The organism is Thauera aromatica K172 (assembly GCF_003030465.1).
In the GTDB taxonomy this organism is placed as follows: Bacteria; Pseudomonadota; Gammaproteobacteria; order Burkholderiales; family Rhodocyclaceae; genus Thauera; species Thauera aromatica.
In genome coordinates, this window is sequence record NZ_CP028339.1 from 407,584 (window position 1) to 433,529 (window position 25,946).

General features: G+C 68.6%; 22 protein-coding genes. 16 read left to right on the forward strand and 6 right to left on the reverse strand.

Annotation, left to right across the window (positions count from 1 at the left end):
• The first annotated feature begins 14 nt into the window (after positions 1–14).
• The 13 genes from cheA to Tharo_RS02055 all read left to right on the forward strand — a co-directional run bounded on the left by cheA (position 15) and on the right by Tharo_RS02055 (position 15,583).
• Positions 15–2,120 (forward strand): chemotaxis protein CheA, encoded by a 2,106-nt coding sequence (gene cheA / locus Tharo_RS01995; protein ID WP_107219774.1) that lies wholly within the window; start codon positions 15–17, stop codon positions 2,118–2,120.
• Entirely contained in the window at positions 2,117–2,614 is a 498-nt protein-coding gene (locus Tharo_RS02000) for a chemotaxis protein CheW (protein WP_107219775.1), read from the forward strand. The genes cheA and Tharo_RS02000 overlap by 4 nt, the downstream gene beginning before the upstream one ends.
• A gap of 89 nt (positions 2,615–2,703) precedes the next feature.
• Complete coding sequence (locus Tharo_RS18055) at positions 2,704–4,935, forward strand: methyl-accepting chemotaxis protein (RefSeq protein WP_107219776.1); 2,232 nt, start codon at positions 2,704–2,706, stop codon at positions 4,933–4,935.
• Entirely contained in the window at positions 4,932–5,876 is a 945-nt protein-coding gene (locus Tharo_RS02010; RefSeq protein ID WP_107219777.1) for a CheR family methyltransferase, read from the forward strand. The genes Tharo_RS18055 and Tharo_RS02010 overlap by 4 nt, the downstream gene beginning before the upstream one ends.
• Positions 5,873–6,934 (forward strand): protein-glutamate methylesterase/protein-glutamine glutaminase, encoded by a 1,062-nt coding sequence (locus Tharo_RS02015; protein WP_107219778.1) that lies wholly within the window; start codon positions 5,873–5,875, stop codon positions 6,932–6,934. Before Tharo_RS02010 ends, Tharo_RS02015 begins: the two co-directional genes overlap by 4 nt.
• A gap of 42 nt (positions 6,935–6,976) precedes the next feature.
• Positions 6,977–7,366 carry a chemotaxis response regulator CheY gene (gene cheY / locus Tharo_RS02020; protein WP_075146940.1) on the forward strand — a complete coding sequence of 130 codons (390 nt, stop codon included), beginning with the start codon at positions 6,977–6,979 and terminating at the stop codon, positions 7,364–7,366.
• A 33-nt stretch (positions 7,367–7,399) separates the two neighbouring features.
• Entirely contained in the window at positions 7,400–8,071 is a 672-nt protein-coding gene (gene cheZ / locus Tharo_RS02025) for a protein phosphatase CheZ (protein WP_107219779.1), read from the forward strand.
• 185 nt (positions 8,072–8,256) lie between these two features.
• Positions 8,257–9,414 carry a flagellar biosynthesis protein FlhB gene (gene flhB / locus Tharo_RS02030; protein WP_107219780.1) on the forward strand — a complete coding sequence of 386 codons (1,158 nt, stop codon included), beginning with the start codon at positions 8,257–8,259 and terminating at the stop codon, positions 9,412–9,414.
• Between the two features lie 26 nt (positions 9,415–9,440).
• Positions 9,441–11,498, forward strand: coding sequence for a flagellar biosynthesis protein FlhA (gene flhA, locus Tharo_RS02035; RefSeq protein ID WP_107222276.1), 2,058 nt, complete (start codon positions 9,441–9,443; stop codon positions 11,496–11,498).
• Entirely contained in the window at positions 11,495–13,798 is a 2,304-nt protein-coding gene (flhF, locus tag Tharo_RS02040) for a flagellar biosynthesis GTPase FlhF (RefSeq protein ID WP_107219781.1), read from the forward strand. Before flhA ends, flhF begins: the two co-directional genes overlap by 4 nt.
• A 2-nt stretch (positions 13,799–13,800) precedes the next feature.
• Positions 13,801–14,439, forward strand: a complete 639-nt coding sequence (locus Tharo_RS02045; RefSeq protein WP_107219782.1) for a hypothetical protein — start codon at positions 13,801–13,803, stop codon at positions 14,437–14,439.
• The gene (locus tag Tharo_RS02050) at positions 14,436–14,840 is read left to right on the forward strand and encodes a flagellar protein FlhE (RefSeq protein ID WP_107219783.1); all 405 of its coding nucleotides are present in this window, start codon (positions 14,436–14,438) and stop codon (positions 14,838–14,840) included. Before Tharo_RS02045 ends, Tharo_RS02050 begins: the two co-directional genes overlap by 4 nt.
• A gap of 47 nt (positions 14,841–14,887) precedes the next feature.
• Positions 14,888–15,583, forward strand: coding sequence for an RNA polymerase sigma factor FliA (locus tag Tharo_RS02055; protein WP_107219784.1), 696 nt, complete (start codon positions 14,888–14,890; stop codon positions 15,581–15,583).
• 104 nt (positions 15,584–15,687) lie between these two features.
• On the opposite strand, the gene Tharo_RS02060 is transcribed toward Tharo_RS02055, so the two are convergent.
• From Tharo_RS02060 to Tharo_RS02085, 6 genes are all read right to left on the reverse strand, one after another.
• Entirely contained in the window at positions 15,688–17,313 is a 1,626-nt protein-coding gene (locus tag Tharo_RS02060; RefSeq protein ID WP_107219785.1) for an ABC-F family ATPase, read from the reverse strand.
• 122 nt (positions 17,314–17,435) lie between these two features.
• On the reverse strand, positions 17,436–20,348 hold the full coding sequence (locus tag Tharo_RS02065; protein ID WP_107219786.1) for a transporter substrate-binding domain-containing diguanylate cyclase: 2,913 nt from the start codon (positions 20,346–20,348) through the stop codon (positions 17,436–17,438).
• Positions 20,349–20,554: 206 nt separating this feature from the next.
• On the reverse strand, positions 20,555–21,166 hold the full coding sequence (locus tag Tharo_RS02070) for a glutathione S-transferase (RefSeq protein WP_107219787.1): 612 nt from the start codon (positions 21,164–21,166) through the stop codon (positions 20,555–20,557).
• Between the two features lie 77 nt (positions 21,167–21,243).
• The gene (locus Tharo_RS02075; RefSeq protein WP_107219788.1) at positions 21,244–21,906 is read right to left on the reverse strand and encodes an alpha/beta hydrolase; all 663 of its coding nucleotides are present in this window, start codon (positions 21,904–21,906) and stop codon (positions 21,244–21,246) included.
• Positions 21,903–22,226, reverse strand: coding sequence for a (2Fe-2S) ferredoxin domain-containing protein (locus Tharo_RS02080; RefSeq protein WP_107219789.1), 324 nt, complete (start codon positions 22,224–22,226; stop codon positions 21,903–21,905). The genes Tharo_RS02075 and Tharo_RS02080 overlap by 4 nt, the downstream gene beginning before the upstream one ends.
• Positions 22,227–22,274: 48 nt before the next feature.
• Positions 22,275–23,375 (reverse strand): VanZ family protein, encoded by a 1,101-nt coding sequence (locus tag Tharo_RS02085; RefSeq protein ID WP_107219790.1) that lies wholly within the window; start codon positions 23,373–23,375, stop codon positions 22,275–22,277.
• A 494-nt stretch (positions 23,376–23,869) separates the two neighbouring features.
• On the opposite strand from Tharo_RS02085, the gene Tharo_RS02090 reads away from it, so the two are divergent.
• The 3 genes from Tharo_RS02090 (at position 23,870) to Tharo_RS17525 (ending at position 25,836) form a co-directional block, all read left to right on the forward strand.
• Positions 23,870–25,264: a tyrosine-type recombinase/integrase gene (locus tag Tharo_RS02090; RefSeq protein WP_245880976.1), complete on the forward strand. Its 1,395-nt coding sequence runs from the start codon at positions 23,870–23,872 to the stop codon at positions 25,262–25,264.
• Positions 25,265–25,449: 185 nt separating this feature from the next.
• Positions 25,450–25,668, forward strand: coding sequence for a hypothetical protein (locus Tharo_RS02095; RefSeq protein ID WP_107219791.1), 219 nt, complete (start codon positions 25,450–25,452; stop codon positions 25,666–25,668).
• 12 nt (positions 25,669–25,680) lie between these two features.
• Complete coding sequence (locus Tharo_RS17525; protein WP_159051649.1) at positions 25,681–25,836, forward strand: hypothetical protein; 156 nt, start codon at positions 25,681–25,683, stop codon at positions 25,834–25,836.
• Positions 25,837–25,946: the final 110 nt, after the last annotated feature.

Sequence of the window (25,946 nt, forward strand, 5' to 3'; positions counted from 1 at the left end):
GACGGGGGGCGGCGATGGATATCAGTGAATTTCTCGATTCCTTCTTCGAAGAGGCGGTCGAACTGCTCGCCGACATGGAGGGGCATCTGCTCGAGCTTGACTGCGATGCGCCCGATGCCGAGCAGCTCAACGCAATCTTCCGTGCGGCGCATTCGATCAAAGGCGGCGCCGGTGCGTTCGGCTTTCAGCGCCTGCAGGAAACCACGCACATTTTCGAGAACCTGCTCGACCATGCCCGGCGCGGAGAACTGACCCTGCGCAAGGACATCGTCGACCTCTTTCTGGAAACCAAGGACATGCTTCAAGATCAGCTGGAAGCCTACCGCAGCGGCGGAGAGCCCGACCAGGCCGCCTTCGAGCGCATCTGCCGCGTCTTGCAGCAGCTGGCGCTGGAGGAAATCGGCAAGGGCGCCGGTGCGTCGGGCAGCGCACCGGTGCCGGCGGTCGAGGCGCCGCCGCCCCCGCCGCCGCCACCTGTGGTGGCCACACCGGTCGCGACCGAACCGGCTGCGGCGGGCGGAGCCGGTGGCCACGGCGAACGCCGCCTGCAGGTGAGCCTGCTCGGCGTGGCCGCCAAGGATCGGGCGCTGCTGCTCGAGGAGCTGGCTCACCTCGGCACGCTGTGCGCGCAGCAGGGGGGCGATGAGCGCTACGACATCGAGCTGCTGACTGCGGTCGATGCGGACGACATCGAGGCGGTGCTGTATTTCATCATCGAGGCCGAACAGCTCGAGATCACGCCGCTGGCCGCCGCGCCGGCGGCTTCTGGCGCGCCGCCGGCGCCCGCAGTGACGGCCGCACCGGCGCCGGCTGCAGCGGCCGTGCCGGCCCCCGTACCCGCCCCGCCGGCCAAGGCCGCTGCTGCGGCGAAGGGGGGCGGCGAGTCGTCGTCGATCCGGGTGCCGGTGGAGAAAGTCGACCAGATCATCAACCTGGTGGGCGAGCTGATCATCACCCAGTCGATGCTCGAGCAGACCGCGAGCGGGCTGGACGACGTCACCCACACTGCGCTGCTCAACGACATGGGAGTGCTGCAGCGCAACGCGCGCGACCTGCAGGAAGCGGTGATGTCGATCCGCATGGTGCCGATGGATTACGTGTTCAGCCGCTATCCGCGCCTGGTGCGCGACCTCGCGGGCAAGCTCGACAAGGACATCGAGCTGGTCACCGAGGGCGAGTCGACCGAGCTCGACCGCAGCCTGACCGAGCGCATCATCGATCCGCTCACCCACCTGGTGCGCAACAGCCTGGACCACGGCATCGAGCCGCCGGCGGTGCGCGAGGCCGCGGGCAAGCCGCGCCGCGGCCGGCTGACGCTGTCGGCGCAGCATCAGGGGGGCAACATCCTGATCGAGGTCAGCGACGATGGCGCCGGGCTCAACCGCGACAAGCTGCTGGCGAAGGCGCGCGAGAAGGGGCTCGCGGTGGCGGACACGATGACCGACGACGAGGTCTGGCAGCTGATCTTCGCTCCCGGCTTCTCCACCGCGGAGCAGGTCAGCGACGTTTCCGGGCGCGGCGTGGGCATGGACGTGGTCAAGCGCAACATCCAGAGCATGGGCGGGCGGGTCGAAATCTTCTCGCGCCTCGGCGAAGGCACCACCACCCGCATCGTGCTGCCGCTGACGCTGGCGATCCTCGAGGGGATGTCGATCCGGGTCGGCGAGGAAGTCTTCGTGCTGCCGCTGTCGGCGGTGCTGGAGTCGCTCCAGCCGAAGGCCGAAGACCTGCATTCGATGGGCGGGGACGATGTGGTGCTGAAGGTGCGCGGCGAGTATCTGTCGGTGATCCCGGTGCATGAGGCGCTGGCGGTGGCGGGGGCGTGCACCGACCCGGTCGGCTGCATCGCGGTGATCGTGCAGGCCGAGGGACGGCGCCACGCCCTCCTCGTCGACGAGCTGATCGGCCAGCAGCAGGTCGTGGTGAAGAATCTCGAGACCAATTACCGCAAGGTGCCGGGCGTCTCCGCGGCGACGATCCTCGGCGACGGCCGGGTGGCGCTGATCCTGGACATCGGCGGGCTGCACCGCCTGAGCCGGGACGCGAAGGTGAGCACGGGAGCCGCAGGCGGGGCGAAAGCAGGACGGAAAACTTCGATCAAGGAGGTGGAGACGCTATGAGTCATTACAACGCCGATTCCGCGGCCGGCGGCGCCGAGGCGCAACACCGCGAGTTCCTCGTGTTTTCGCTCGGCGACGAGGAGTACGCCGTCGATATCCTCAAGGTGCAGGAAATCCGCGGCTACGAGAGCGTGACCCGGATCGCCAACGCGCCCGATTTCATCAAGGGGGTCACCAATCTGCGCGGGGTCATCGTGCCGATCGTCGATCTGCGCATCAAGTTCAGGCTCGAGCACACCGGATACGGGCCCGAGACCGTGGTGATCGTGGTCAATGTCGGTGGACGGGTGATCGGGATGGTGGTCGACGGCGTCACCGACGTGATGACGCTGACGCCGGAGCAGATCCGGCCGGCGCCCGAATTCGGCGTCACCCTGTCGTCGGATTTCCTCAGCGGGCTGGGCAGCGTCGATGACCGCATGCTCGTGATCGTCGATATCGAGAAGCTGCTGACGAGCGGCGAGATGGCGCTGGTGGAGGAGGCGCGGGCCTGAGCCTGCGGCAGTACGGCGGCACAACACAAGAAAAGTGCCGGCCCTAGGGCCGGTCACGACAGGACACGAGACCGAGGAGGGAACGTTCGATGCGCAATAACCAGCCCGTCACCCAGAAAGAATACGAGTTGAAGGAGGAGCAGATCCTCAACACGCGCACCGACTTGAACGGTGTCATCACCTATGCGAACCGGGCGTTCGTCGAAGTGAGCGGCTTCAGCCGCGAGGAACTGATCGGCGCTCCGCACAACATCGTGCGCCACCCCGACATGCCGCCGGAAGCCTTCGCCAACATGTGGCAGACGCTGCAGGCCGGCGAGAGCTGGCACGGCCTGGTCAAAAACCGGCGCAAGAACGGCGACTACTACTGGGTCGATGCGAACGTCACTCCGGTCATGGAAGGCGGCAGCGTGGTCGGCTACGCTTCGGTGCGGCTGAAGGCCGAGCGTGCCGCGGTCGAGCGCGCCGAAGCGGCCTACCAGCGCATCCGCGAGGGCAAGGGCGGGGTCGTGCTGGCACGCGGCCAGATCAAGCGCGGCGGCCTGCTGGGCTGGCTCGGCGGGCTGAACGTGCGCACCATGCGCGCGCGGATGATCGCGATGATGACGATCGCCGCGGGCCTGCTGATCCTGACCGGTGGCCTCGGCCTGTATGCGATGGACAGCGCCGGCCAGCGCGTGCTCGAACTGCGCCGCGACGGTCTGGAAGACATTGCCCGCCTGCAGCAGATCGACCAGCTGATCACCCAGGGCTATCAGTCGGTGACTTCGTCGAACCCGATGACGGTGCTCGAGGGGCGCGAAGAGCGCGCCGGGACGGTCGGCCGCCTGAGCTCGAACATGCTCGAGCTGTGGGAAGCTTATCGCGCCCGCGAGATCAACCACACCGGGATCGCTGGCGAATTCGACCAGGGCTTCAATGGCTATGTCGATGGCCTGCAGGGAATGGCGGACCTGCTCTCCGGCGGGGAGCCGTTCGAGGTCTACCAGGCGGTGATGCAGCGCTCGCCCGAATTGCAGGCCACGGGCATCAAGCTGTCGGCGATGGTGTCCTCGCTGGTGGGTGAAAAACAGGTCCTCGCCGCGGCGCTGGCGACCGAGGCCGAGGACATGCAGGCGAAGATGGCAATGGTGCTGGCGGTCGGCGCCGGCCTGGGCCTGGTGCTGCTGACCCTGGTCGGGGTGATGGTGATCCGCGGCCTGCTGCGCGCGGTGGCCGAACTGCGCGCGTTCGCGCTGCAGATCGCGGTGGGCAACATCGGTATCGATGCGCCCGAGCGGCGCGACGACGAACTCGGCAAGCTGATGCTCTCCTTCGACGTGATGCGGCGCAGCCTCGGCAACATCGTCACCGAGGTCAATTCCGGCATCGCCGTGGTGACGCCGGCCAGCCGGGAGATCGCGGCGAGCAACAACGACCTGTCCTCGCATACCGACCAGCAGGCCGCAGCGCTGCAGGAGACCGCCTCGAGCATGGAGGAAATGACCGCCACCGTGCGCCAGAACACCGAGAACGCCCGCCAGGCGAGCGGACTGACGTCGGATAACGCCAAGCGCGCGCGCACCGCGGGCGAGCACATGCGCGGCGTGGTGGATTCAATGGGGCGGATCACGGCGAGCTCGCGCAAGATGTCGGACATCATCAACGTCATCGACTCGATCGCCTTCCAGACCAACATCCTCGCGCTCAACGCCTCGGTCGAGGCCGCGCGCGCCGGCGAACAGGGGCGCGGTTTCGCCGTCGTCGCCGGTGAGGTGCGCAATCTGGCCGGGCGCTCGGCGAACGCGGCGAAGGAGATCCGCGCCCTGATCGACACCTCGTCGTCTGAAATCGAGGGCGGTGCCGAACTCATCCACCAGGCCGAAGCGTCGATCGGCGAAGTCGTGAATGCGACCAGCCGGGTCAACGACATCATGGGCGAGATCACCGCCGCCTCCGAAGAACAGACCAGCGGCATCGGGCAGATCAACCAGGCGGTGGTCGAGATGGACAAGGTGACGCAGGAAAACGCCTCGCGCGTGCAAAGCACGGCGCGCGCGGCGGCCGCACTGGAGCACCAGGCCGAGCAGCTGACGGTTGCGATCGCCGCCTTCCGCCTGCGCGGCGCCGGCGCGGAGCGCGCCGGGCTGCACCATGCCGCGGTCCCGGCGACGCGCGCCGGCAGCACGGCGAAAGCCCGCCCCGCCTTGGCCGCAGGAGAGGCCGAGTCCGGCAATCGGCGCCGTGTGCGCGCCGCTGCAGCCACGGCTGCGCCCGCGGCGGCACTGGCGGCACCACTCGGAATGGCTGCCTCCGCCGTCGACGACTGGGAGGAGTTTTGAGCGTCGGCCCCGATTCCAGGAACCGGGCGGACGCTTCGGCGTCCGGCCTTTCCTGCGCGCGCGACCTCGAGCTGACCGGGAGCGACTTCGAGCGCATCCGCACGCTGATCTACGAGCGCGCCGGCATCGTGCTGTCCGAGCACAAGAAAGAAATGGTCTACAGCCGCCTGGCGAAGCGCTTGCGGCACCACGGGCTGCAGCGTTTCAGCGACTACATCGCGCGCCTCGAGCGCCAGCCCCAGGCGCGCGAGTGGGAGGCCTTCACCAACGCGTTGACCACCAACCTGACCGCCTTCTTCCGCGAGGCCCATCATTTTCCCCTGCTCGCCGACCATGTCCGGGAGCGCCGCGGGCCGGTGCGGGTGTGGTGCGCGGCGGCCTCCAGCGGCGAGGAGCCGTATTCGATCGCGATGACCCTGGTCGAGGCGCTCGGGGCGCGGGCGAGCGAGGCTCAGGTGATCGCGACCGACATCAACACCGACACCCTCGACAGCGCGCGCGAAGGCATCTACTCGATGGAGCGGCTCGAGCGCATCGACCAGGAGCGCCTGCGGCGCTTCTTCCAGAAAGGCCGGGGCGCGCGCCAGGGATTCGCCCGGGTGCGTCCCGAAATCGCGGCGATGATTCGTTTCGAGCCGCTCAACCTGCTTGCCGAGAAGTGGTCGATCGATGGCCCCTTCGATGCGATATTTTGCCGTAACGTCATGATTTATTTCGATACTTCGACCCAGGCCCGGATCCTCGAGCGCTTCGCGCCGCTGCTCAAGGCCGATGGCCTGCTGTTCGCCGGGCATTCCGAGAATTTTTCCTACATCACCCAGTCGTTCCGCCTGCGCGGGCAGACGGTGTATGTCCGCGCCGCAGGCGCGCACGCCGCACCCGCCGGCCGCCGCCCCGAAGGCCCGTTCGGGCGCGTCGCCGAAGAAGGATGGGCGTCATGAGCAAGCCGCGCATCAAGGTGCTGTGCGTCGATGATTCGGCGCTGATCCGCAACGTCCTGAGCCGCATCGTCAATGAGCACGACGACATGGAAGTGGTGGCGGTTGCGCCCGATCCGCTGGTGGCGCGCGACCTGATCAAGAAGCACAACCCCGATGTGCTCACCCTCGACGTCGAGATGCCGCGCATGGACGGCCTCGACTTCCTCGAACGCCTGATGCGGTTGCGGCCGATGCCGGTGCTGATGGTATCGTCGCTGACCCAGGCCGGCTCCGAAGTCACGCTGCGCGCGCTTGAGCTGGGCGCGCTCGACTTCATCGCCAAGCCGAGCACCGATCTGCGCGAAGGCATGCTCGAATACGGTGAGCTGATCGCCGACAAGATCCGCGCCGCCGCCCGCTCGCGGCCGCGCGGAGCGGCAGCCGGCGCGCGGCCGGCGCCGGTGCGCCTGAAGGCGCCGCTGATTTCGAGCGAGAAGCTGATCATCATTGGCGCCTCGACCGGCGGCACCGAGGCCATCCGCGCGGTGCTCGAGCGGTTGCCGCCCAACAGCCCCGCGGTGATGATCGCCCAGCATATGCCGGGGGGGTTCACGCGCTCGTTCGCCGAGCGTCTCGACCGCTTGTGCGAGATCACCGTCAGCGAGGCGAGCGACGGCGAGCGGGTGCTTCCCGGTCACGCCTACATCGCCCCCGGCACCGCCCACCTCGAACTCGCACGCAGCGGCGCGAACTACATCGTCCGCCTCAGCGACGCCCCGCCGGTCAATCGCCACCGGCCGTCGGTCGATGTCCTGTTCCATTCGGCGGCGGTCCATGCCGGGCGCAACGCGGTCGGCGTGCTGCTGACCGGGATGGGCAAGGACGGTGCCGCCGGCTTGCTGGAAATGCGTCAGGCGGGCGCGACCACGGTGGCGCAGGACGAGGCCAGCTCGGTCGTGTTCGGAATGCCGCGCGAGGCGATTGCGATCGGCGGAGCTTGCGAAGTGCTCGGTCTCGATGCGATCGCCCCCCGCCTGCTCGAACTCGTCACCCAGGCGGGGCACGTGCAGCGGGTGTGAGCGCCGCTTGTTGTTCACTCATTTGAAGGAAAGGGAAGGTAGATGGCTGACAAGAACATGAGGATTCTGGTGGTGGATGACTTCCCCACCATGCGCCGGATCGTGCGCAGCCTGCTCAAGGAGCTGGGCTACAACAACGTCGATGAGGCCGAAGATGGCCAGGATGCGCTCACCAAGCTGCGCGCCGGCGGCTTCCAGTTCGTCGTTTCGGACTGGAACATGCCCAACCTCGACGGCCTCGAGATGCTGCGCCAGATCCGCGCCGACGGCGCCCTGAAGGCCCTCCCGGTGCTGATGGTCACTGCCGAGGCGCGCAAGGAGAACATCATCGCCGCGGCCCAGGCCGGGGCCAACGGCTACGTCGTGAAGCCTTTCACCGCGGCGACGCTGGAAGAAAAGCTGAACAAGATCTTCGAAAAACTGGGTATGTAACGATTACGGCGGATTCCGTCGGAAGGAGCGATCATGAGCGCAGAGGCGCATTCGACCTCGCCGGGCGGCCACGTCGCCGGGGCCGAGGACCTGATCCTGCGGATCGGCCAGCTCACCCGCATGCTGCGCGACAGCATGCGCGAGCTGGGACTGGACAAGGAAATCGCGCGTGCGGCCGAGGCCATTCCCGACGCCCGCGACCGCCTGAGCTACGTTGCGACGATGACCGAGCAGGCCGCCGAGCGCGCGCTCAACGCCATCGATCGCGCGCAGCCGATCCAGGACACCTTGAGCACGCGGGCGAAGGAGCTCGATGGCCGGTGGTCGGAGTGGTTCCGGAACCCGGTGGCGCTCGAGCAGGCCCGCGAACTGGTGCAGGACACCCGCGGCTATCTGGGGGAAGTTCCCGAGCTGACCCAGGCGACCCATCGTGAGCTGCTCGAAATCATGATGGCGCAGGATTTCCAGGACCTCACCGGGCAGGTGATCAAGCGCATGATGGACGTCATCCGCGAGATCGAGCAGCAGCTGCTGCAGGTGCTGATCGACAACGCCCCCGCGGCCCAGCAGGCGAACTTCGCCCGCGCCCCGAAGGAAGGCGTCAATCCCCTGCTCAACGGCCCGCAGATCAAGGTCGAAGGCAATCCCGACGTGGTCGCCAACCAGGACCAGGTCGACGACCTGCTCGAGCAGCTCGGGTTTTGAGCCTGCCCGGGCGGCGTCCGCGGGGCGGGCGCCCGGAGCTGCGGCGCATTCCCGCCGCCGCGCGCCCTCCGTCGTGCGTTTACGCAGGGTCGAACTGGCGGTGAATCCCCCCGCTGTTCGTCGCATCGGCGAAGGTGCAATGTTCGGACAATAATCGGTTGCAATTTCATTGTCCGGGCGTGTCGATGGCAGACGACGGCAGCGATCAGGAAAAGACCGAACAAGCCACTCCACGGCGCCTGGACAAGGCGCGCGAGGAGGGCCAGGTCGCGCGCTCGCGCGAGCTGGCCACGTTCGCCCTGCTCGTCGGCGGAGTGGGCGGCCTGTGGGTGATGGGGGCGACGCTGTACGAACAGCTCGGGTCGATCATGGAGCAGGCCTTCCTGTTCGAGCGCACTCACGCCTTCGAGCCGCGGTGGATGGTGCTGGCCGGGTTCGAGCTGCTGCGCCGGGCCTTGTTCGGGATGATGCCGCTGTTCGCCCTGCTCGCGCTGATCGCGCTGCTCGCGCCGGTCGTGCTCGGCGGCTGGCTGGTGTCGGCCAAGGCGCTGGTGCCGCAGTTCTCCAAGCTCGATCCGGTGAAGGGCCTGAAACGGGTCTTTTCCACCCAGGCGCTGGCCGAGCTGTTCAAGGCGCTCGCCAAGTCGGTTCTCGTCGGCGGGGTCGGCGTGACCTTTCTCGCCTTCCACCTCGACGAATTCCGTGGTTTGGCCCAGATGCCGCTGGCGCGGGCGCTGGCGGGGGCGCTCGAACTCGCGGCGCAGGCTTGCGCCCTGATGGTGCTGACCCTGGTGGTGGTGGTGCTGATCGACGTTCCCTATCAGCTGTGGAGCCATGGCAAGAAGCTGCGCATGACCAAGGATGAAGTCCGCCGCGAGCACAAGGAGTCCGACGGCGACCCCCAGGTCAAGGGGCGGATCCGCATGGTGCAGCAGCAGATGGCGCGGCGGCGGATGATGAGCCAGGTGCCCGGAGCCGACGTGGTGGTGACCAACCCGACCCATTTCGCCGTCGCGCTGCGCTACGACGCCGCGCGCATGGCTGCGCCGCGGGTGGTGGCGAAGGGCGCCGATGCGGTGGCGGCGCGCATCCGCGCGATCGCCGTCGAGCATGGCGTGCCCCTGCTGGAAGCGCCGGTGCTGGCGCGCGCGCTGCACCGCCACGTCGATCTCGACGCCGAAGTGCCGGCCGCCCTGTACACCGCGGTCGCGGAGCTGCTGGCCTGGGCCTTCGGCCTGCGCCGCGCGCAGCGCGAGGGCGGAATGCCGCCTGCGCCGCCGCTGCTGGTGGTGCCGCCCGAGCTGGAAGTGGCCGCGGTGCGGCCGGCCGGAGGTGAACGGTGAACGGGTTCGGCCAGCGCCTGGCGGCAATGGACTGGCGTGCGCTGATGCGCCTGAACCTGTTCGCCGGCCCGGTACTGATCATCTTGATTCTGTCGATGATGGTCCTGCCGCTGCCGCCCTTCCTCCTCGACCTGCTGTTCACCTTCAACATCGCGCTGTCGCTGATGGTGCTGATGGTGAGCATGTTCGCGCTGAAGCCGCTCGATTTCGCCGCCTTCCCCTCGGTGCTGCTGTTTACCACCTTGCTGCGCCTGTCGCTGAACGTGGCCTCGACCCGGGTCGTGCTCCTCGAAGGGCACAAGGGGGGGGACGCCGCGGGCAAGGTGATCGAGGCCTTCGGCCATTTTCTCGTCGGCGGCAACTTCGCCGTCGGCCTGGTGGTGTTCCTGATCCTGGTGATCATCAACTTCATGGTCATCACCAAGGGCGCGGGGCGGATCGCTGAAGTCAGCGCGCGCTTCACCCTCGATGCGATGCCCGGCAAGCAGATGGCGATCGACGCCGACCTCAACGCCGGCCTGATCGGCGAGGACGAGGCCCGCCGCCGCCGAGCCGAGATCGCGCAGGAGGCGGATTTCTTCGGCTCGATGGACGGCGCCAGCAAGTTCGTGCGCGGCGACGCGGTGGCGGGCCTGCTGATCACCGCGGTCAACATCGTCGGCGGGCTGCTGATCGGCGTCCTCCAGCACGACCTCGATTTCGCCACCGCCGCGCGCACCTACGTGCTGCTGGCGATCGGCGACGGCCTGGTGGCGCAGATCCCGGCGCTGGTGATCTCGACCGCGGCGGGCGTGACCGTATCGCGCGCCAATACCGAGCAGGACGTCGGCCAGCAGATGATCAGCCAGCTGTTCGTCAATCCGCAGGTGCTGCTGCTGTCGGGCGGAGTGCTGGCTCTCCTTGGCCTGATTCCGGGGATGCCGAACCTGGTGTTCCTGCTGTTCGCCGCACTGCTGGCGGGGCTGGGCTGGGTCCTGCTGCACCGGCGCGCGCTCGCGCAGGCGGCACCGGCCGCGGAGGAGGCGGCCGCGCCGGTGGCGAGCGAGGCGCCGGAAGCAAGCTGGGAAGACGTCCAGCTGGTCGACACCCTCGGCCTCGAAGTCGGCCACCGCCTGATTCCGCTGGTCGATCATCGCCAGCAGGGCGAACTGCTCGGGCGGATCAAGAGCGTGCGCAAGAAGTTCGCCCAGGAACTGGGCTTCCTGCCGCCGGTGGTGCATATCCGCGACAACCTCGAATTGGGTCCGCACACCTACACGATCAGCCTCAAAGGGGCCGAGATCGGCCGTGCCGAAGTGTTCCCCGGCAAGTGGCTGGCGATCGACCCCGGCCAGGTGTCGGGCACGGTGGAAGGCACCGCCACCACCGACCCGGCCTTCGGCCTGCCGGCGGTGTGGATCGACGGCGGGCAGCGCGAACATGCGCAGGTGTTCGGCTACACCGTGGTCGACGTCAGCACGGTGGTGGCCACCCACCTCAACCATCTGATGCACCTCCATGCCGCGGAGATGCTCGGCCGCGACGAGATGCGCAAGCTGCTCGACCGCCTCGGCGACGACTACAAGCCGCTGGTCGAAGAAGTGGTGCCCAAGCTGGTGCCGCTGACGGTGCTGCAGCGCATCTGCCAGAATCTGCTCGACGAGGAAGTCAGCATCCGCGATCTGGTCAGCATCCTCGACACCCTGGCGGCCGAGGCCGTGCAGCCGCAGGACGTGGAGTCGCTCACCGCGCAGGTGCGGATCGCGCTCGGACGTGCGATCGTCCAGCCCTGGTTCCCGGGGCGGGGCGAGATGCGCGTGATCGGCCTCGACGCGCGCCTGGAGCAGGTGCTGACCCAGGCGCTCGGCGGCAACGGCGCGCTCGAGCCCGGTTTGGCGGAGATCCTGCTCGAGCAGACGCGCGAGGCACTGGCCCGCCAGGAAGTCGCCGGCGACCCGCCGGTGATGGTCGTCGCCCATGCGCTGCGCCCGCTGCTGGCGGGGTTCCTGCGCCGGCGCCTGCGGCAGCTGGTAGTGTTGTCGCAGGCCGAAATTCCCGATGACCGCATCTTGCGGGTGACTACCGTAGTCGGAGCACGAGGATGAGTGTGAAACGTTTTGTCGGCGCCAACAGCCGCGAGGCGATGCGCCAGGTGCGCGCCGCCCTCGGTGATGACGCCCTGATCCTGTCGAACCGGCAGATCGAGCAAGGGGTGGAGATCATCGCCATCGCCGACCATGCCGCCGCCGCCCTCGGCGCGCGTGCGGTCAACGTTCCGCCGCCGCCCGCAGCGCCGGCGGCTGCCGGCGCGGAAGGGATGCGTGCGGCAGCCGCGCCGAGTGCGCGCGACTCCGCGCCGCCGTCCGTGCCGCCCTTGGCCCGCCCTCCGGCGTCTGCCGTCCCCGCCGCCGAGCACGGACTGCAGACGATGAGTGCGATGAGCGAGCGTCTGCTGCGCGAAATGCAGGAGATGCGCAGCCTGCTCGCCAGCACCCGCGGCGACCGCCCGCTGCGCGCCCGCGCATCGACCCTGCCGCTGGTCGAGCTGCTGCGGGGCGCCGGTTTCAGTGCGGCCCTGGCCGAAGAACTCGCCCACGGCGAGCCCGAGGAGCTCGAAGCCGGCGCCGACGATGCCCGGCTCGAATGGATCGCGCGCAGCCTGCTCGCGCGCCTGCGCCGGCTCGAAGACGAAACCGCGTTCCCCGGCTCGAGCCGGGTCGTCGCCCTGGTCGGGCCGACCGGCGTCGGCAAGACCACCACCACGGCCAAGCTCGCTGCGCGTCTGGTGATGCGCCACGGCCCGGGCGGCGTGGCCCTGGTCAGCACCGACAGCTTCCGGATCGGCGCCCACGAGCAGCTGCGCATCTACTCGCGCCTGCTCGACGTGCCGATCCACGCGCTCGACGTCGGCGCTCCGGTCACCGACGTGCTGACGGGGCTGGTCGACCAGCGCCTGGTGCTGATCGACACCGTCGGCACCAGCCAGCGCGACCAGCGCGTCATCGAACAGAGTGCCCGCCTGCAGCAGGCCGGCATCGCGGTGCGCCTGGTGCTGCTGCTCAACGCCGCAGCCCAGCCGGAAACGCTGGAGGAAGTGATCGTGCGCTACCGCGAGGCGGCTCGCGCCGCGGGCGGCACGCTCGACGACTGCATCCTGACCAAGCTCGACGAAGCGGGGCGGATCGGGCCGGTACTCGATGCGCTGATGCGCCACGACCTGCGCCTGCTGTTCGTGTCGAGCGGGCAGCAGGTGCCCGAAGACCTGGCCCTGGCCGACGGCGCCGCGCTCGTGCGCCAGGCGCTGGCCCACGGCACGGCGAGCACGGCGCCGGCGGCGTTGGCCTACGAGCCGCCGGCACGCTGGGCGCTCGGCATCCTCGGCCAGGGGCGGCGGGTGAGCGCCATTCTCGGCGCGCTGCGCGAGCGCATCGGGGGCTTCCGCGAACTTGAAGCGGCCTGTGATCTTGCCGGTCTGCCGACGACGGTGCGCGAAGCGCGCCTGCGTCCGTTGTGCGAACAGGCCCTCGAACGAAGCGCGCCGGCCGGCATGCGCTGGATGGCGCGTGCGCCGCTGGCCGGCTGCGACTGGGCCATGCCCGATATCGGCGTGGACGGTGAAGGCCACTGGATGGCCGCCGCGCTGCTCCAGCACCACGCCCCGGCAGGCCAGCTCGAGCGCCTGCGCTGGGCGCGGGAGCGCCTCGGAACGAGCGTCCATCTGCTGCCGGCGCTCCCCGACGGGGCTGCCTGGGCCTGGCTCGAGGACGGCGGGCACGAGTGGTCGAGCGCGGTCCGCGGCAGCCAGCGCGTCACCTATGGCGGCGAGCGCCATCCGCTCGCGCAGCTGCGTGCGCTCGCCTCGCCGGGGGGGGAATACCGTGTGCGGATGCGCTCGCGGCCGGTGCGGATGAGCCTCTCCCGGCTCGCCGTCGACGCCGCTCCGGGGGGGAGCCGGGGGGCGCCTGCCCGCCCCGCCTGCGCCTGGTTCGCCGAGTTGCGCGATGCCGACAGCGGCACCGCACTCGGGCAGCGCTGCTGGATCACGCCCGACGTCGCCGAGGCGGTGGCGCTGCCCCTGCTCGCCGGCCAGCTCGACGGCGAAAGCCTGCCGCGGCTGACCCGTCACGCCTGGCAGCGCCTGCCGCAGCTGTGGCAGGTCGACACTGGGCGCGAGCTGCGCTTGCTGCTCGCCGCCGGGCTGGCGGCGGCGGCAGCCAGCCTGGAAGCGGCCGAAGGGCAATGGGCGATGGACCTGCGCGCCGAACTGCTGGGGCTGGCCGGAGGGCGGCGGCGGCGCACCGCGACCAACCTGCTCGAGGCCCTGCTTTATCTCGCCGCGGCCCGCGACAGCCTGCGCCAGGTCGCGATCGGTGCGCTCGAGGGCGAAGGCGGAGGCGGAGCGTAGCGATGCTGAGCGAAGTCTTGTCTTCACCTGCGCCAACGCCGTCTGCGAGCCCCGACCAGGCCGCCGGGCTGCGGCGCTGGATGGCCGCACTGGCGCCGGCAGGCGCGGGCAGCGGTGCGGAGGCGGATGAGTCTCCACGCTTGCCGCCGGCGGCGGAGCGGACCTCGGCGGCGCCCGCGGGCGGACCCGCACCAGGGTTTCCGCAGGCGCCGGTGGCAGCGCCCGGCTCGCCCACCCCGGCGGCCGCCGCCGCGCTGGAGACGGCGCCCTGTACGCTGATGGTGGTGGGGCTCGGCAGCGACCGCAGCGGGCGCGTGGCCGAAGTGCTGGAGGCGTGGGCGCGGGCGGGCAGCCGCTGGGTCGGCGATCCGGCGCGCTGGCGCATCGTCGCGGTCGATGCCGCCAGTCCCCACCTGGCGCCCTTGTGCGCGCAGCAGCCGCGCTGGGCGTTGTGGGTGGACGCGGATGTGGACGCTTTCCGCCGCGCCTACCGGGTGTTGCTGCAACTCGCCGCCGCGGGCGGGCCGCGGCGGCTGCTGGCGCTGCATCCGCCGGGCTGGCCGCGGCGTGGACTGCTCGCCAACCTGGAGCAGGTCGCGGCGTCCTTCCTCGGCGTCGAGCTGGTGGTGCTGGCCCGATGAAAAGACGGCTCGCGGGCGGCGTGTCGATGCTGTGCGCTGCGGGGGCCGCGCTCGGGGCGGCGGCTGGCGGCAGCTGGGTGGCGAATGCGCCGGGCGTGCCGGTTCCGGTTTCCGAGCGCGCCGTGCGCTCGGCGGAGCTGCTGCCGCCGCCCGGCGCGGCCGTCGAGGGGCGGCGTGTCGCCTCCGTGCATTGGCAGTATGCGCTACCGCCGGCGGTCCGGGCGCACGCCTGGCTGTGCCTCGCCGAGCGCTGCGTTGCGCTGCCCGGCGCGCGCGGCACGAGCACGGCCTTTGCCGGTGCGGCGGCCGACAGTGGGTTCCATTTCCGCTTTGCGGCGGCTCCGGGTGCGCCCCAGGGGGTACGTGCGAGCCGCATGCAGGTGATTGTCAACTACCAGTGACGCGGCGGCCGCTCGCGAGGCCGGCCGCCCGACCCAGAATTCGATCCATGTATACCGCTCAGGGCAAGATCAATCAGGACGCACTGCTGGAGGAATACCTGCCGCTGGTGCGGCGCCAGGCGCTCGCGTTGCAGGTGCGCCTGCCGCCCAGCGTGGAGCTGAACGACCTGATCCAGGCCGGAGTGGTCGGGCTGATCGAGGCCCTCGGGCGCTACGACCCGACCCAGGGGGCGGGTTTCGCCACCTTCGCCAGCCAGCGCATCCGCGGCGCGATGGTCGACGAGCTGCGCAGCCGCGACTGGCTGCCGCGCAGCGTGCGGCGCAGCGCCCGCGCCCTCGACGAGGCGGTGCGTGCGCTCGAGCAGCGCCTCGGGCGCCCGGCAGGGGAGCTGGAAGTGGCGGCCGAGCTGGGGATGGATCTGGAGACCTACCACCAGCTGCTGAGCGACACCAACAGCGGCCAGCTGCTGCCGCTCGAAGAGCTGCTGCAGGCCGGGATGGAGCCGGTCGACGAGCGCAGCGAACTCGATGCGCCTTATTCCGCGCTGCTCGAGCGCGAGCAGCGCGAGCGCCTGATCGAGGCGATCGAGGCCCTGCCCGAGCGCGAGAAGCTGCTGATGGCGCTGTACTACCAGGAAGAGCTGAACCTGAAGGAGATCGGCGCCGTGCTCGGAGTCACCGAGTCGCGGGTGTGCCAGCTCCACAGCCAGGCGCTGGCCCGGCTGCGCGCGCGTTTGCGGTGAACGCGGGGCGCAGCAGGATCGCGCGGTAGCGGAGCCGCAGCGCGATCCTTGCGGCTGCCGGCTGCCGGCGCCGCCTCGTTCGACGCTTCCCGCGCCCTTCCGGCTTACTCCAGGCCCTGGCTGGCGAGATATTCCTCGTAGGTCCCGCGGTAGTCGATGATCCGGTGGTCGAGCTTGATCTCGATGATGCGGGTGGCCAGCGAGCTGACGAACTCGCGGTCGTGCGAGATGAACACCAGCGTGCCGTTGAATTTGTCGAGGCCGGTGTTGAGCGACTCGATCGATTCCATGTCGAGGTGGTTGGTCGGCTCGTCCATCAGCAGCACGTTGGGGCGCGACAGCATCAGCTTGCCGAACAGCATCCGGCCCTGCTCGCCGCCGGAGATCACCTTCACCGACTTCTTCACCTCGTCGCCCGAGAACAGCAGGCGGCCCAGGGTGCCGCGCAGCAGGGTCTCGTTGTCCTCGCCGGTGGCGGCGGCGGTGATGCGCGAGTAGGGCGCGATCCAGTCGGTGAGGCTGGCGTCGTCGGCGAAGTCGGCCGAATGATCCTGGGCGTAGTAGCCCGGCTTGGCCTTCTCCGCCCATTTCACCGCGCCCTTCTGGGCGTGCAGCTCGCCCACCAGCAGCTTCAGCAGGGTGGTCTTGCCAACCCCGTTCTCGCCGATGATCGCGACCTTCTCGCCGGCCTCGATGGCGATCGAGAACTTGTTGATCAGCGGCTTTTCCATGCCCTCGTAGGCGAAAGTGAGGTTGTCCACTTCGCAGGCGAGGCGGTGCAGCTTGTCCTTCTCGTCGTAGTCGAAGCGGATCCACGGGTACTGGCGGCTGGAGGGCTTGACGTCCTCGGGCTTGAGCTTGTCGATCAGCTTGAGGCGGCTGGTGGCCTGCTTGGCCTTGGATTTGTTGGCCGAGAAGCGGCGGACGAAGGCCTGCAGTTCCTGGATCTTGTCCTTGGCGCGGGCGTTGGCGGCGGACTGGCGCTCGCGCGCCATCGTCGATGCTTCCATGTAGTCGTCGTAGTTGCCCGGATAGATGGTGATCGTGCCGTAGTCCAGGTCGGCCATGTGGGTGCACACCTGGTTCAGGAAATGGCGGTCGTGCGAGATGATGACCATCGTGCAGTCGCGGTTGTTGAGCACGTCCTCGAGCCAGCGGATGGTATTGATGTCGAGGTTGTTGGTCGGTTCGTCGAGCAGCAGGATCTCGGGGTTGGCGAACAGCGCCTGGCACAGCAGCACGCGCAGCTTCCAGCCCGGGGCGACCTCGCTCATCGGGCCGTTGTGCAGCTCGGTGCCGATGCCCACGCCGAGCAGCAACTCGCCGGCGCGGGCTTCCGCCGTGTAGCCGTCGTACTCGCCGACCTTGCCTTCGAGCTCGGCGGCGTGCATGTAGTCGTCCTCGGTGGCCTCGGGGTTGGCGTAGATCGCGTCGCGCTCCTGGATCGCCGTCCACAGTTCCTCGTGGCCCATCATGACGACGTCGAGCACGCGCATGTCTTCATACGCGAACTGGTCCTGGCGCAGGTAGGCCATGCGCTCGTGCGGGTCTTTGGAGACGTTGCCGGCGGAAGGCTCGAGCGCACCGCACAGGATCTTCATGAAGGTCGACTTGCCGGCGCCGTTGGCGCCGATCAGGCCGTAACGGTTGCCGTCGCCGAACTTGACGGAGACGTTCTCGAACAGGGGCTTGGCCCCGAACTGCATGGTGATGTTGGCGGCGACGAGCACGGAGGATCCTGATTTTCTATCAAAACAAAGCCTTGCATTATAGCCAGGGTGGCCGGCTTTGTGCGGGGCGGATGCGTGCGATGGTCGTGGGCGGGGCAGGAAGAGAACAGTGGAGCGGGGGCTCAGCGCCGATCGACGATGATCCGGTCGCGCCCGCTGCGCTTGGCTTCGTACAAGGCCTGGTCGGCGCGCTTGAGGTAGTCCGCTGCGTACTCGGCCGCACTCGGGATGCCGATCGCGACGCCGGCGCTGATCGTGAAGCCGATCCCCTGGCTGCCCGTCGGGACGCGCAGGGTGGCGATCTCGGCGTGGACGGCCTCGATGCGGGCGAGGGTGGCGTCGGCGTCGGAGAAGGGCAGGAAGAGCACGAACTCCTCGCCGCCGAGGCGGGCCAGGCGGTCGGTGTCGCGGCGAAAGTGGGTGCGCAGGCAGTCGGCCAGCAGGCGCAGGCACTCGTCGCCTGCCGGATGGCCCCAGGTGTCGTTGATGTGCTTGAAATGGTCGATGTCGATCATCACCACCGCGAAGCCGGTCCGGCTGCGCTGGCACCAGGCGAAGCCGGCGTCGAATTCGCGGTCGAAATACTTGCGGTTGCCCAGGCCGGTGAGGCCGTCGCTGAGGCTGTACTGTTCGAGTCGGGCGTTGGCTTCGGCGAGCTTGCGGTTGAGGGTGCCGAGCTTGCGGTTCCACAGCAAGAGCACGACCAGTGCCAGCACGCCGACGCTTGCCCATTGCCAGAGCAGGCGGTAGTCCACTTTCTGTTCGACGGCGATGGCGCGCCATTTCGATTCGATCCGGTGGCGATCCTGGTTGCCGAGGGTGGCGATCAGCTTGCGGGCGATGGCGTGCAGTTCGGGGAGGTCGTTGCGGGTGGCGACCGACAGCGTGGCGTCGCCGGGAATGCGGCCGAGGACCTTGATGTCGGCCAGCCCCAGTTCGTGCAGATGGTAGCCGGCCGAGTTCAGGTTGCTCAACAGGCCGTACAGGGCGCCGCGCTGGAGCTGGTGCAGGCCGTCGATCTCGCTGTCGACTTCGACGATATGGATCAGCGGGTAGCGTTCGCGCAGCCAGTGCAGGAGGGAATGTCCCCGCACCACGCCGACGTTGCGCCCGGCGAGCTGGTCCATGTCGTCGAGAAAGGGCGTTTCGATGCGCCCGAGCAGGATATGGGGAACGGTGTAATAGGGGTCGGTGAAGTTCAGGTAGGCGAGCCGCTCGGGGGTTTGCACGGCGAGCGTCAGCAGGTCGCAGCGGCGCTCGCGGATCGCCTCGAGAGCGTCGTTCCAGCTGGGAAGGTGGACCGTCTCGAAGTGCACCCCGGAGCGGGAGGCGAACAGGCTGAGGAAGTCTGCGGCGATGCCGCTGTGGCGGCCCCGGGCGTCGATGCCTTCGAACGGCATCCAGTTCGGCGAGGTGCACACCCTGAGCGTGTTCTGGCGCTCCTGCAAGAAGCTGCGCTCCCGCTCGTCGAAGGCGGCGGGAGTGCCATCCCCGCCTGCTGTGGCAGCCGGCAGTGCTGCGCCCAGCCAGCGATTGGCGATCGTGTGGCGCTCGGTCGGCGACAGGCTGGCGAGTGCGGCGTCGATGATCGTCGCCAGCGGCTCGAGCGCGGGGCGCACGCCGAAGCGCAAGTCTTCGTCGGTATGGCCTCCGAGTTCGAGTTCGCCGGATACGTGGAGGGAGTTCAGGCCAAGGGTGCGGATCCAGTGCTGGCCGTTGTGCAGGGGGGACAGGACGGCATCGACGCTGCCTTCCGCGAGCGCGGTGAACATCGCCTGCTGGGACGAGAAGCCGAGCACGCTGTCGCCGAGGTGCTTGCGCAGGTGCCGCTCGTAGAACACGCCCGCAGTCACCGCGACCCGCATGCCGCGCAACTGGTCGGCCGAGGTCAGGCGGTGGGTGTGCTCGGTGCGCGTGAACACGACGTTCGGGATGCGGTGGTAGGGTGCGGTGAAGCGGGTGAAGCGGCGGCGTTCGGGCGTCTCCGAGATGTTGGCGATGAGGTCGATCTCGCCGCGCTGGAAGAGTTCGAGGAGGACCGGCCAGGTATCGACGACGCTGATCGTCTGCAGGCCGGTGAGATCCTGGACGCGGAGCAGCACATCCACCGCCAGCCCCTGCGTCCGGCCATCGTCGGCGAAGCTGAAAGGTGGATAGTCGCGCGTGATCCCGACCCGCAGCGGCCCCAGGCCGCGCACATAGAGAGCCTGCTGCTCGCTGAGGCGGAAATCGCCGCCGGTTTCCGCCGGGCGACCGCCAAGCTCTTGCCAGCGGTGCTCGAGTTCGGCCAGGCGGCCGGGGGCGATGGCAGCGACCGCGGCCGCCAGCCGGGCGTGCAGATCCGCGGCTCGAGGGGGAACGCCGATGCGGAAATCCTCGATCTCCAGTCCGCCCATCGGGATGCGTGCGGCGACGCCGATGTGGTTGAAACCGGCCTTGCGGGCGAGAAAACCGAGCGCCAGCTCGGGACCGACGATGGCGTCGACCCAGCCGAAGGCGATCGCGCGCACCAGGTTGGGCAGGCCGTCGTATTCGACGAGGTCGATGCCCTGGTCGACGAGCGCGCTCTTGAAATAGATGCCGCGCACGATGCCGACGCGAAACGGCTTGAGCCCGGCCAAATCGGTGATCGGCGGCAGCGGCCGGCTGGTGTCGTGCATGACGACGGTGTGGCGCAGGTGATAGGGCGCGGTGAAGCGGACCTGTGAGCTGCGGTCCTCGCGGTAGGAGATGCCGTCGATGGCGTCGATCTCGCCACGCAGGAACGCAGGGTAGAGCTCGGGCCAGCTGCCGGCGCGGTATTCGAAGCGCAGGCCCGCCTGGTGGGCGATTTCGTCGAGGAGGTCGATCGAAAAGCCGACGACCCGGCCGTTCTCGACCCAGCTATAAGGCTCGTGGTCGGCGACGACGCCGATCGTCACCGTGGGCAGCGGTTCCGGGCGGGGTTCTTCGGCCATGGAAAGGCGGCCCGCCATGCACAGCATGAACAGGCACAGCGCCAGAAGGCGCAGGGCGGTCGGGGCGGAAGCGGGCATGCGTTACGCGCGGGCGCGTGGAGGTCGATGATGAGGGCCGTGCCGGCGCGGCCCCGCAGGCGTTCCAGGTGGTGGAGGGGCGCAGGGGAATGCTTCGCCGCCTGTGCGCGGAACACGCGGCCCGGTCGTACGCCATTGCCATCAGGGTTTACTCTGATGGCGCCATTCTACACATTTGAAAGGCGGGAAGCGGCCGCGGTACGCTTTCAGCCTGCCGGTGCCTGGGTTGTGGCGAAGCTGGCACGGGCGAACAGGCGCTCGGCGAACGGCTGCAGGCCGGGGTGGCGGCCGCGCCAGTCGAAGTCGGGGAAGCGCAGGTCGAGGTAGCCGAGGGCGGCGGCGACGGCGATGTCGCCGAGCTGCATCGTGTCACCGTTGAACCACGGGCGCTCGCCGAGGCGGCGCTCGAGTTCGCTCAGGCCGCGCTCGACCTTCCCGAACTGGTGGGCGATTTCGCGTTCGCTGCGCTCGCCGTCGGGGCGGCGGGATTCGAGCAGGGCGGCGACGGCCGCGTCGGCGACGCCGTCGGCGAGGGCTTCGGTCTGACGTACGCGCACTGCTTCGAGCGCGTCGGCGGGCAACAGCACCGGTGCGGCGCCGAGGGTTTCGAGATAGCTGGCGATCACCGGGGAGTCGAAGAAGGCTTCGTCCGTGTCGGTGATCAGCACCGGCACCTTGCCCAGCGGATTGAGGCTGGGGATGCGGGTGTTGGCCTCCCAGGGGGAGTCGATGACGAGTTCGAAGGGGAGCGCCTTTTCCGCAAGGATGATGCGGATCTTGCGGGCGTAGGGACTGGTGAGCGAGGCGAGCAGCTTCATGGGGCGGGAGTCTCCGTGAGGTGAGCGGGAGCTGGCGGGGGCGAAGGGGGTGAAGGGGGTGAAGGGGGTGAAGGGGGTCAGGCGTCGGTGCGGGGCACGGTGCGCGCGATGAGGTCGCGGATCACGTGCAGCTTGCCGTGGAAAAAGTGGTCGGCACCGGGGACGACGGTGACCGGCCGCTCTTGCGGACGGGCCCAGTCGAGCACGTTGGCGAGCGGCACGGTGTCGTCGTTTTCGCCGTGGATCAACACTGCGGGCAGGGTCGCGGGCAGCGCCGGAGTCTGGTAGTGGCGTGCGCCGTCGGCGGCGGCACCGGTGGCCATGCCGACCAGCACGAGCTGGCGGGGCGGGGCGATGTCGGCGGCGAGGCGGGCGGCGACCCGGGCCTGGACGAAGCCGCCGAAGGAGAACCCCCCCAGCGCCAGCGGCAGGCTGCCCCAGCGTGATTGCGCCCAGCTGATCACCGACAGCATGTCTTCGGTTTCGCCTTCGCCGTGATCGTGTTCGCCGGAGCTTTTACCGACGCCACGGAAGTTCGGGCGGATCACCGCGTAGCCGAGGTCGCGGAAGGCGCGCGCCAGAGTGTGCGCGATCTTGTTGGTGTTGGCGCCGCCGTACAGCGGATGGGGATGGCACACCAGGGCGATGCCGCCGACCGTTGCCGGGGCGTCGATCAGCACTTCGATGTCGCCGACCGGGCCGTGCAGCAGGGCGGATTCGGTGGGGAGCGGACGGCTCATGCCGCATCCTCGGGCAGGCGCAGGCGATCGACGATGTGGCCGCCGACGAGGTGGCGGTCGATGATCTCGTCGATGTCTTCCTGGTCGACGTAGGTGTACCAGACGTTGTCCGGGTACACCACCAGCACCGGGCCGTCGTCGCAGCGGCCGAGGCAGCCGGCCTTGTTGATGCGCACGCTGCCCTTGCCCTTCAGGCCGAGCGCGGCGGTGCGCTCCTTGGCATAGGTCTGCAACGCGCTGGCCTGGTGGTTGTTGCAGCAGGTCTCGCCGGCAGGGCGCTGGTTGCAGCAGAAGAAGACGTGGTGTTTGAAGTAGCTCATGCCGTTCCCCGGGGAGTTGGGCAGCGTGCGGGCGCTGCAGGCTTCCGATTATAGGCGGCGCTTGTGCCGGGAGGCGTCGCCGCCGAGGTGTTCACCCCGCCACAGGCCCAGCGCCGACAGGTAGGCGAGGGCGAAAAAAGGCCACAGGCTGTCCACCAGGCGGGTGAGGCCGTGGAAATTGAGGAAGTTGCTGAAGCCGGCCAGCTGGCGTTCGTAGGGCAGGTAGGGGTTTTCGGGAATCAGGTTCACCAGGGCGGTGGCCACCAGCAGGCTGGTGCCGGCCAGCGCATGCTGGGCCAGGCGCGACAGGAGCAGACAGGGCAGCAGCAGGGCGAGCCCGATCACGAGGCCATGGCGCGCCCCGGGTGTGAGCCAGGCGAAGGGGGTGCCGGGGTCGAAGAATGACCAGGTCGCGAGCGTTTTCGCGCCCACGCCCAGCGCCAGCACCAGCAGCACCGGCAGCGGGTTGGGGCCGCGCGTCAGGCAGCGGGTGAAGAGTCCCACGGCCAGCAGCGAACTGGCGGTGAGCGCCGTATCGAACGCGATGAAACGCTCGGCGCTGAACGGCAGGGGAGCGGGTATGCCGAGCAGGCTGCGCAGATCGCCGCTGGTAAACAACAGGTTGCTGGCGGTGAATTGGCCCAGCAGCCACAGGCCGAGCAGGACCATGCCGGTTTCGCCGGTGCGCCCGCCGATCAGCGTGTGCGCCCGCCAGCGCTGCAGGCGGCCATGAGGGGCGAACACGGCCCCGCCCCAGCGGACGCCGGCCAGTGCGCCGATCAGGGCGCCGGCGATGTTGCCGCCGAGGTCGAGGTTGCTGGCGATGCGCGTGGGCAGGAAGTTCTGGGTGGTTTCCAGCCCCAGGCTGAGCAGGGCGGCGATCAGGGTGGCCGACGCCGCCCTGGAGGCCGCGTGCCACCTGGCCGGCAGGGCGGCGGCGAGGAGGAAGCCGAGCGGCAGATAGCCGAGGATATTGAAGAGAAAATCCTCGACGATGAAGTACTTCGGCCAGGGCGCCCACAGGTAGTCGAACAGCGGCAGCCCGCTGTCGCGCCAGCCCGCGAGCGGATGCAGGCAGGCATACACCAGCAGCAGCGCATAGGCGGGGGCGAGGGTGCGGGCGAGAGAGGCGGATGCGGGGGCGGTCATGGCAAGGCACCGGTGGCGCGGAGCCGCCTCCGGTTGTCAATCGATGCGGAGGAAAGAGCTCCGGCTGGTTGCCTATTGTGCCAGTTCGCCCGCGTGCGGCGGCTATTCCGCGGCGTCAGCGCTCCCGAGGGGATATGCCTGCCGCCTGAGCAGCCGAGGCGGGGCCGCGTGGCTATTCCGCCCGGGTTTGGCTACACCGTGGCTACACGGCGCCGGAAAGCAAAAAGGCCAACCCCGGAGGATTGGCCTAAGTGCTTGAATTCGGTGGTGGGGGCACTAGGACTCGAACCTAGGACCAATTGATTAAGAGTCACTGAAATTCAGGGTTTATGGAGGTTAGCTTATATTGGCTGCTTGTTCAAAAATGGTTATAAGTGCATGAAAAATAGGCAATTGATCAAATTTTGGCATTGATCGATGTTAGCCGGGATTGATACACTCGGGAGCAATGAGGGAGCAATGGGTTTCGTTGCTCCCGCTACCGAGGGAAAGCCGTGGCGACAGAGACCAGACGAATTCACCTTACCCTGGCCAAGATCGAGAAGCTTCAGCCGCCCGCTGGGCAGCAGGCGATCTATGTCTTCGACGACGATCCGAAGTGCCTCGCAGTCCGGGTGACGCCGGCGGGGGCGAAGAGCTTCGTTTTCACTAGCAAGATCGGCAAGGTGCCGCTGAGGATCACGATCGGCGCCGTCGACACGTGGTTTCTGGATGCTGCGCGGGCTGAAGCGAAACGCCTGCAGGTGTTGATTGACCAGGGAATCGATCCGCGTGAACAGAAGCGGGATCGGATCGCCGCCGAAGAGGCCAAGCGCGCCGCAGCAGAGGCCGCCAAAGCCGAAGCCGACCGACAAGCCCGCTACACCCTTCGCGCCCTGTGCGATGCCTACCTGAGCGCCCTAGAGCGCGCCGGGAAGGGCAAGAGCGCCGCCGGAGCGCGAAGCCTGTTCAAGTGCCATATCGACCAGGACACCGCGAGCAAGCCCGCGCGAGCCGTGACCGCGCACGAGGTGGCCGCGCTGGTGCGCCGGGTGAGGGAAGCCGGCAAGGAGCGCGCCGCCGGAGTCCTGCGCAGCTACCTGAGCGCCGCATTCAATGCCGCCAAGCGCGCGCCCTTCGATTCCGCCCTTCCTGCCGACCTGATTGCTTTCGGCATCGAGCACAACCCGGTGGACGCCATCCCGGCAATTGCCGTGCAACGAGGCGACCGCACGCTATCCGCCGCCGAACTGCGCGCCTATATCGGGCACCTGCTGCGCATCGGGCACGAGACCGGCCCCGAGCTTTCCGACATGGCTTTGCTGCTGGCGCTGTACGCGGGAGGGCAACGCATGGCGCAACTGCTGCGCGCCAAGGTGAGCGACTACGACCCGGACACGGCAACGCTTCGCCTGTGGGATGGCAAAGGCAAGCGCACGCAACCGCGCGAACACCTGTTGCCGCTGGCACCGCACGCCGCCGGGATGGTGGCCGCCCTTGTGGAGCGCGCCAAAGCCCGAGAGACCGACCGCGCCAAGCAGGAAGGTCGCGCGCCCGAGCTGGCCGGCCTGTGGCTGTTCTCGACGCATGGCCGCGTGGCGATGAACCCCGAGACCGTGAGCAACCGCGCCGCCGAAATCTGCGCCGGTATCGGTGGCGAGGCTTTCACTGTGCGCGACATTCGCCGCACGGTGGAAACCATGCTCGCCGGCCTGGGCATCAGCAAGGACACCCGCGCGCAACTGCTATCCCACGGCATCAGCGGAGTGCAGGCCGCGCACTACGACCGGCACGCCTACACCGACGAGAAGCGCGCCGCGCTGGTTGTTTGGGAGGCGCGGCTTGAGGCCATCGTGGTCGTAGATCAAGCGCCGTCGAACGTGGTCCGCCTGTGGAAGCGGGTAGCCTGACCTTTTTTCTGAAACATCTTGTTTCACTCTCTGCGTTGTTTCAGATTCGGTTAATGACGCACGGAATCCGCTGAAAACACTGATGTTTTTAGACTAAGGCGATTGCATTAACCATATTTGGTTAATGCAATCAAAGACTTATGACGCTAACCTCCGCTCGTCGCAATCAAGCGCGGAGGAAAGAAATGACACAGCACGCAGATCAAACGGCAGGTGCAACGCCTGCACCCGGGCGGAAGCTCACTACGGCAGAGGTCGCTGCACTGACCCGGACCACAACCGGAACGATTCAGGTCGCGCTGTGCCGGCGAGGGCACTACCTCGGCATGCGGCCGGTGCGGCTGCCGAACCGCCGGCTCCTGTGGGACGAGGCCGAGGTGCATCGCATCCTGTCCGGCGCCTGATGCGAGGCAGAAATGACAGCTCGCAATCCTGCCCGCCAGCAGACCGGCTTCTGCTCGGCCGTCGCGCCGATCCTTCACCGCATCGACCGCTGGAGCTACCACGTGCTGCGCGCCGCCGGCTGGGTCGTGCTCGCCTGCCTGTTGGTCGGGCTTGCGACGGGCGGCTGATCAGTCACCGCCGGTCGTAATCGGTCGCGCACTAGGTGTCACGCCTTGCGCGTCGATGACGCTTCCGGGCGGTCGTGATGGCACATTTCGAGCACGCAAACACCACGGAG

Bases quoted from the DNA above. Each gene is read 5' to 3' on its own strand.
- flhA (WP_107222276.1), top strand. From the start codon at position 9,441: ATGGACTGGCGTGCGCTGATGCGCCTGAACCTGTTCGCCGGCCCGGTA.
- Tharo_RS02045 (WP_107219782.1), top strand. From the start codon at position 13,801: ATGCTGAGCGAAGTCTTGTCTTCACCTGCGCCAACGCCGTCTGCGAGC.
- Tharo_RS02055 (WP_107219784.1), top strand. From the start codon at position 14,888: ATGTATACCGCTCAGGGCAAGATCAATCAGGACGCACTGCTGGAGGAA.
- cheY (WP_075146940.1), top strand. From the start codon at position 6,977: ATGGCTGACAAGAACATGAGGATTCTGGTGGTGGATGACTTCCCCACC.
- Tharo_RS02080 (WP_107219789.1), bottom strand. From the start codon at position 22,226: ATGAGCTACTTCAAACACCACGTCTTCTTCTGCTGCAACCAGCGCCCT.
- Tharo_RS02070 (WP_107219787.1), bottom strand. From the start codon at position 21,166: ATGAAGCTGCTCGCCTCGCTCACCAGTCCCTACGCCCGCAAGATCCGC.
- Tharo_RS02065 (WP_107219786.1), bottom strand. From the start codon at position 20,348: ATGCCCGCTTCCGCCCCGACCGCCCTGCGCCTTCTGGCGCTGTGCCTG.
- flhB (WP_107219780.1), top strand. From the start codon at position 8,257: ATGGCAGACGACGGCAGCGATCAGGAAAAGACCGAACAAGCCACTCCA.
- flhF (WP_107219781.1), top strand. From the start codon at position 11,495: ATGAGTGTGAAACGTTTTGTCGGCGCCAACAGCCGCGAGGCGATGCGC.
- cheA (WP_107219774.1), top strand. From the start codon at position 15: ATGGATATCAGTGAATTTCTCGATTCCTTCTTCGAAGAGGCGGTCGAA.
- Tharo_RS02085 (WP_107219790.1), bottom strand. From the start codon at position 23,375: ATGACCGCCCCCGCATCCGCCTCTCTCGCCCGCACCCTCGCCCCCGCC.
- Tharo_RS02095 (WP_107219791.1), top strand. From the start codon at position 25,450: ATGACACAGCACGCAGATCAAACGGCAGGTGCAACGCCTGCACCCGGG.
- Tharo_RS18055 (WP_107219776.1), top strand. From the start codon at position 2,704: ATGCGCAATAACCAGCCCGTCACCCAGAAAGAATACGAGTTGAAGGAG.
- Tharo_RS02050 (WP_107219783.1), top strand. From the start codon at position 14,436: ATGAAAAGACGGCTCGCGGGCGGCGTGTCGATGCTGTGCGCTGCGGGG.
- Tharo_RS17525 (WP_159051649.1), top strand. From the start codon at position 25,681: ATGACAGCTCGCAATCCTGCCCGCCAGCAGACCGGCTTCTGCTCGGCC.
- Tharo_RS02015 (WP_107219778.1), top strand. From the start codon at position 5,873: ATGAGCAAGCCGCGCATCAAGGTGCTGTGCGTCGATGATTCGGCGCTG.
- Tharo_RS02000 (WP_107219775.1), top strand. From the start codon at position 2,117: ATGAGTCATTACAACGCCGATTCCGCGGCCGGCGGCGCCGAGGCGCAA.
- cheZ (WP_107219779.1), top strand. From the start codon at position 7,400: ATGAGCGCAGAGGCGCATTCGACCTCGCCGGGCGGCCACGTCGCCGGG.
- Tharo_RS02075 (WP_107219788.1), bottom strand. From the start codon at position 21,906: ATGAGCCGTCCGCTCCCCACCGAATCCGCCCTGCTGCACGGCCCGGTC.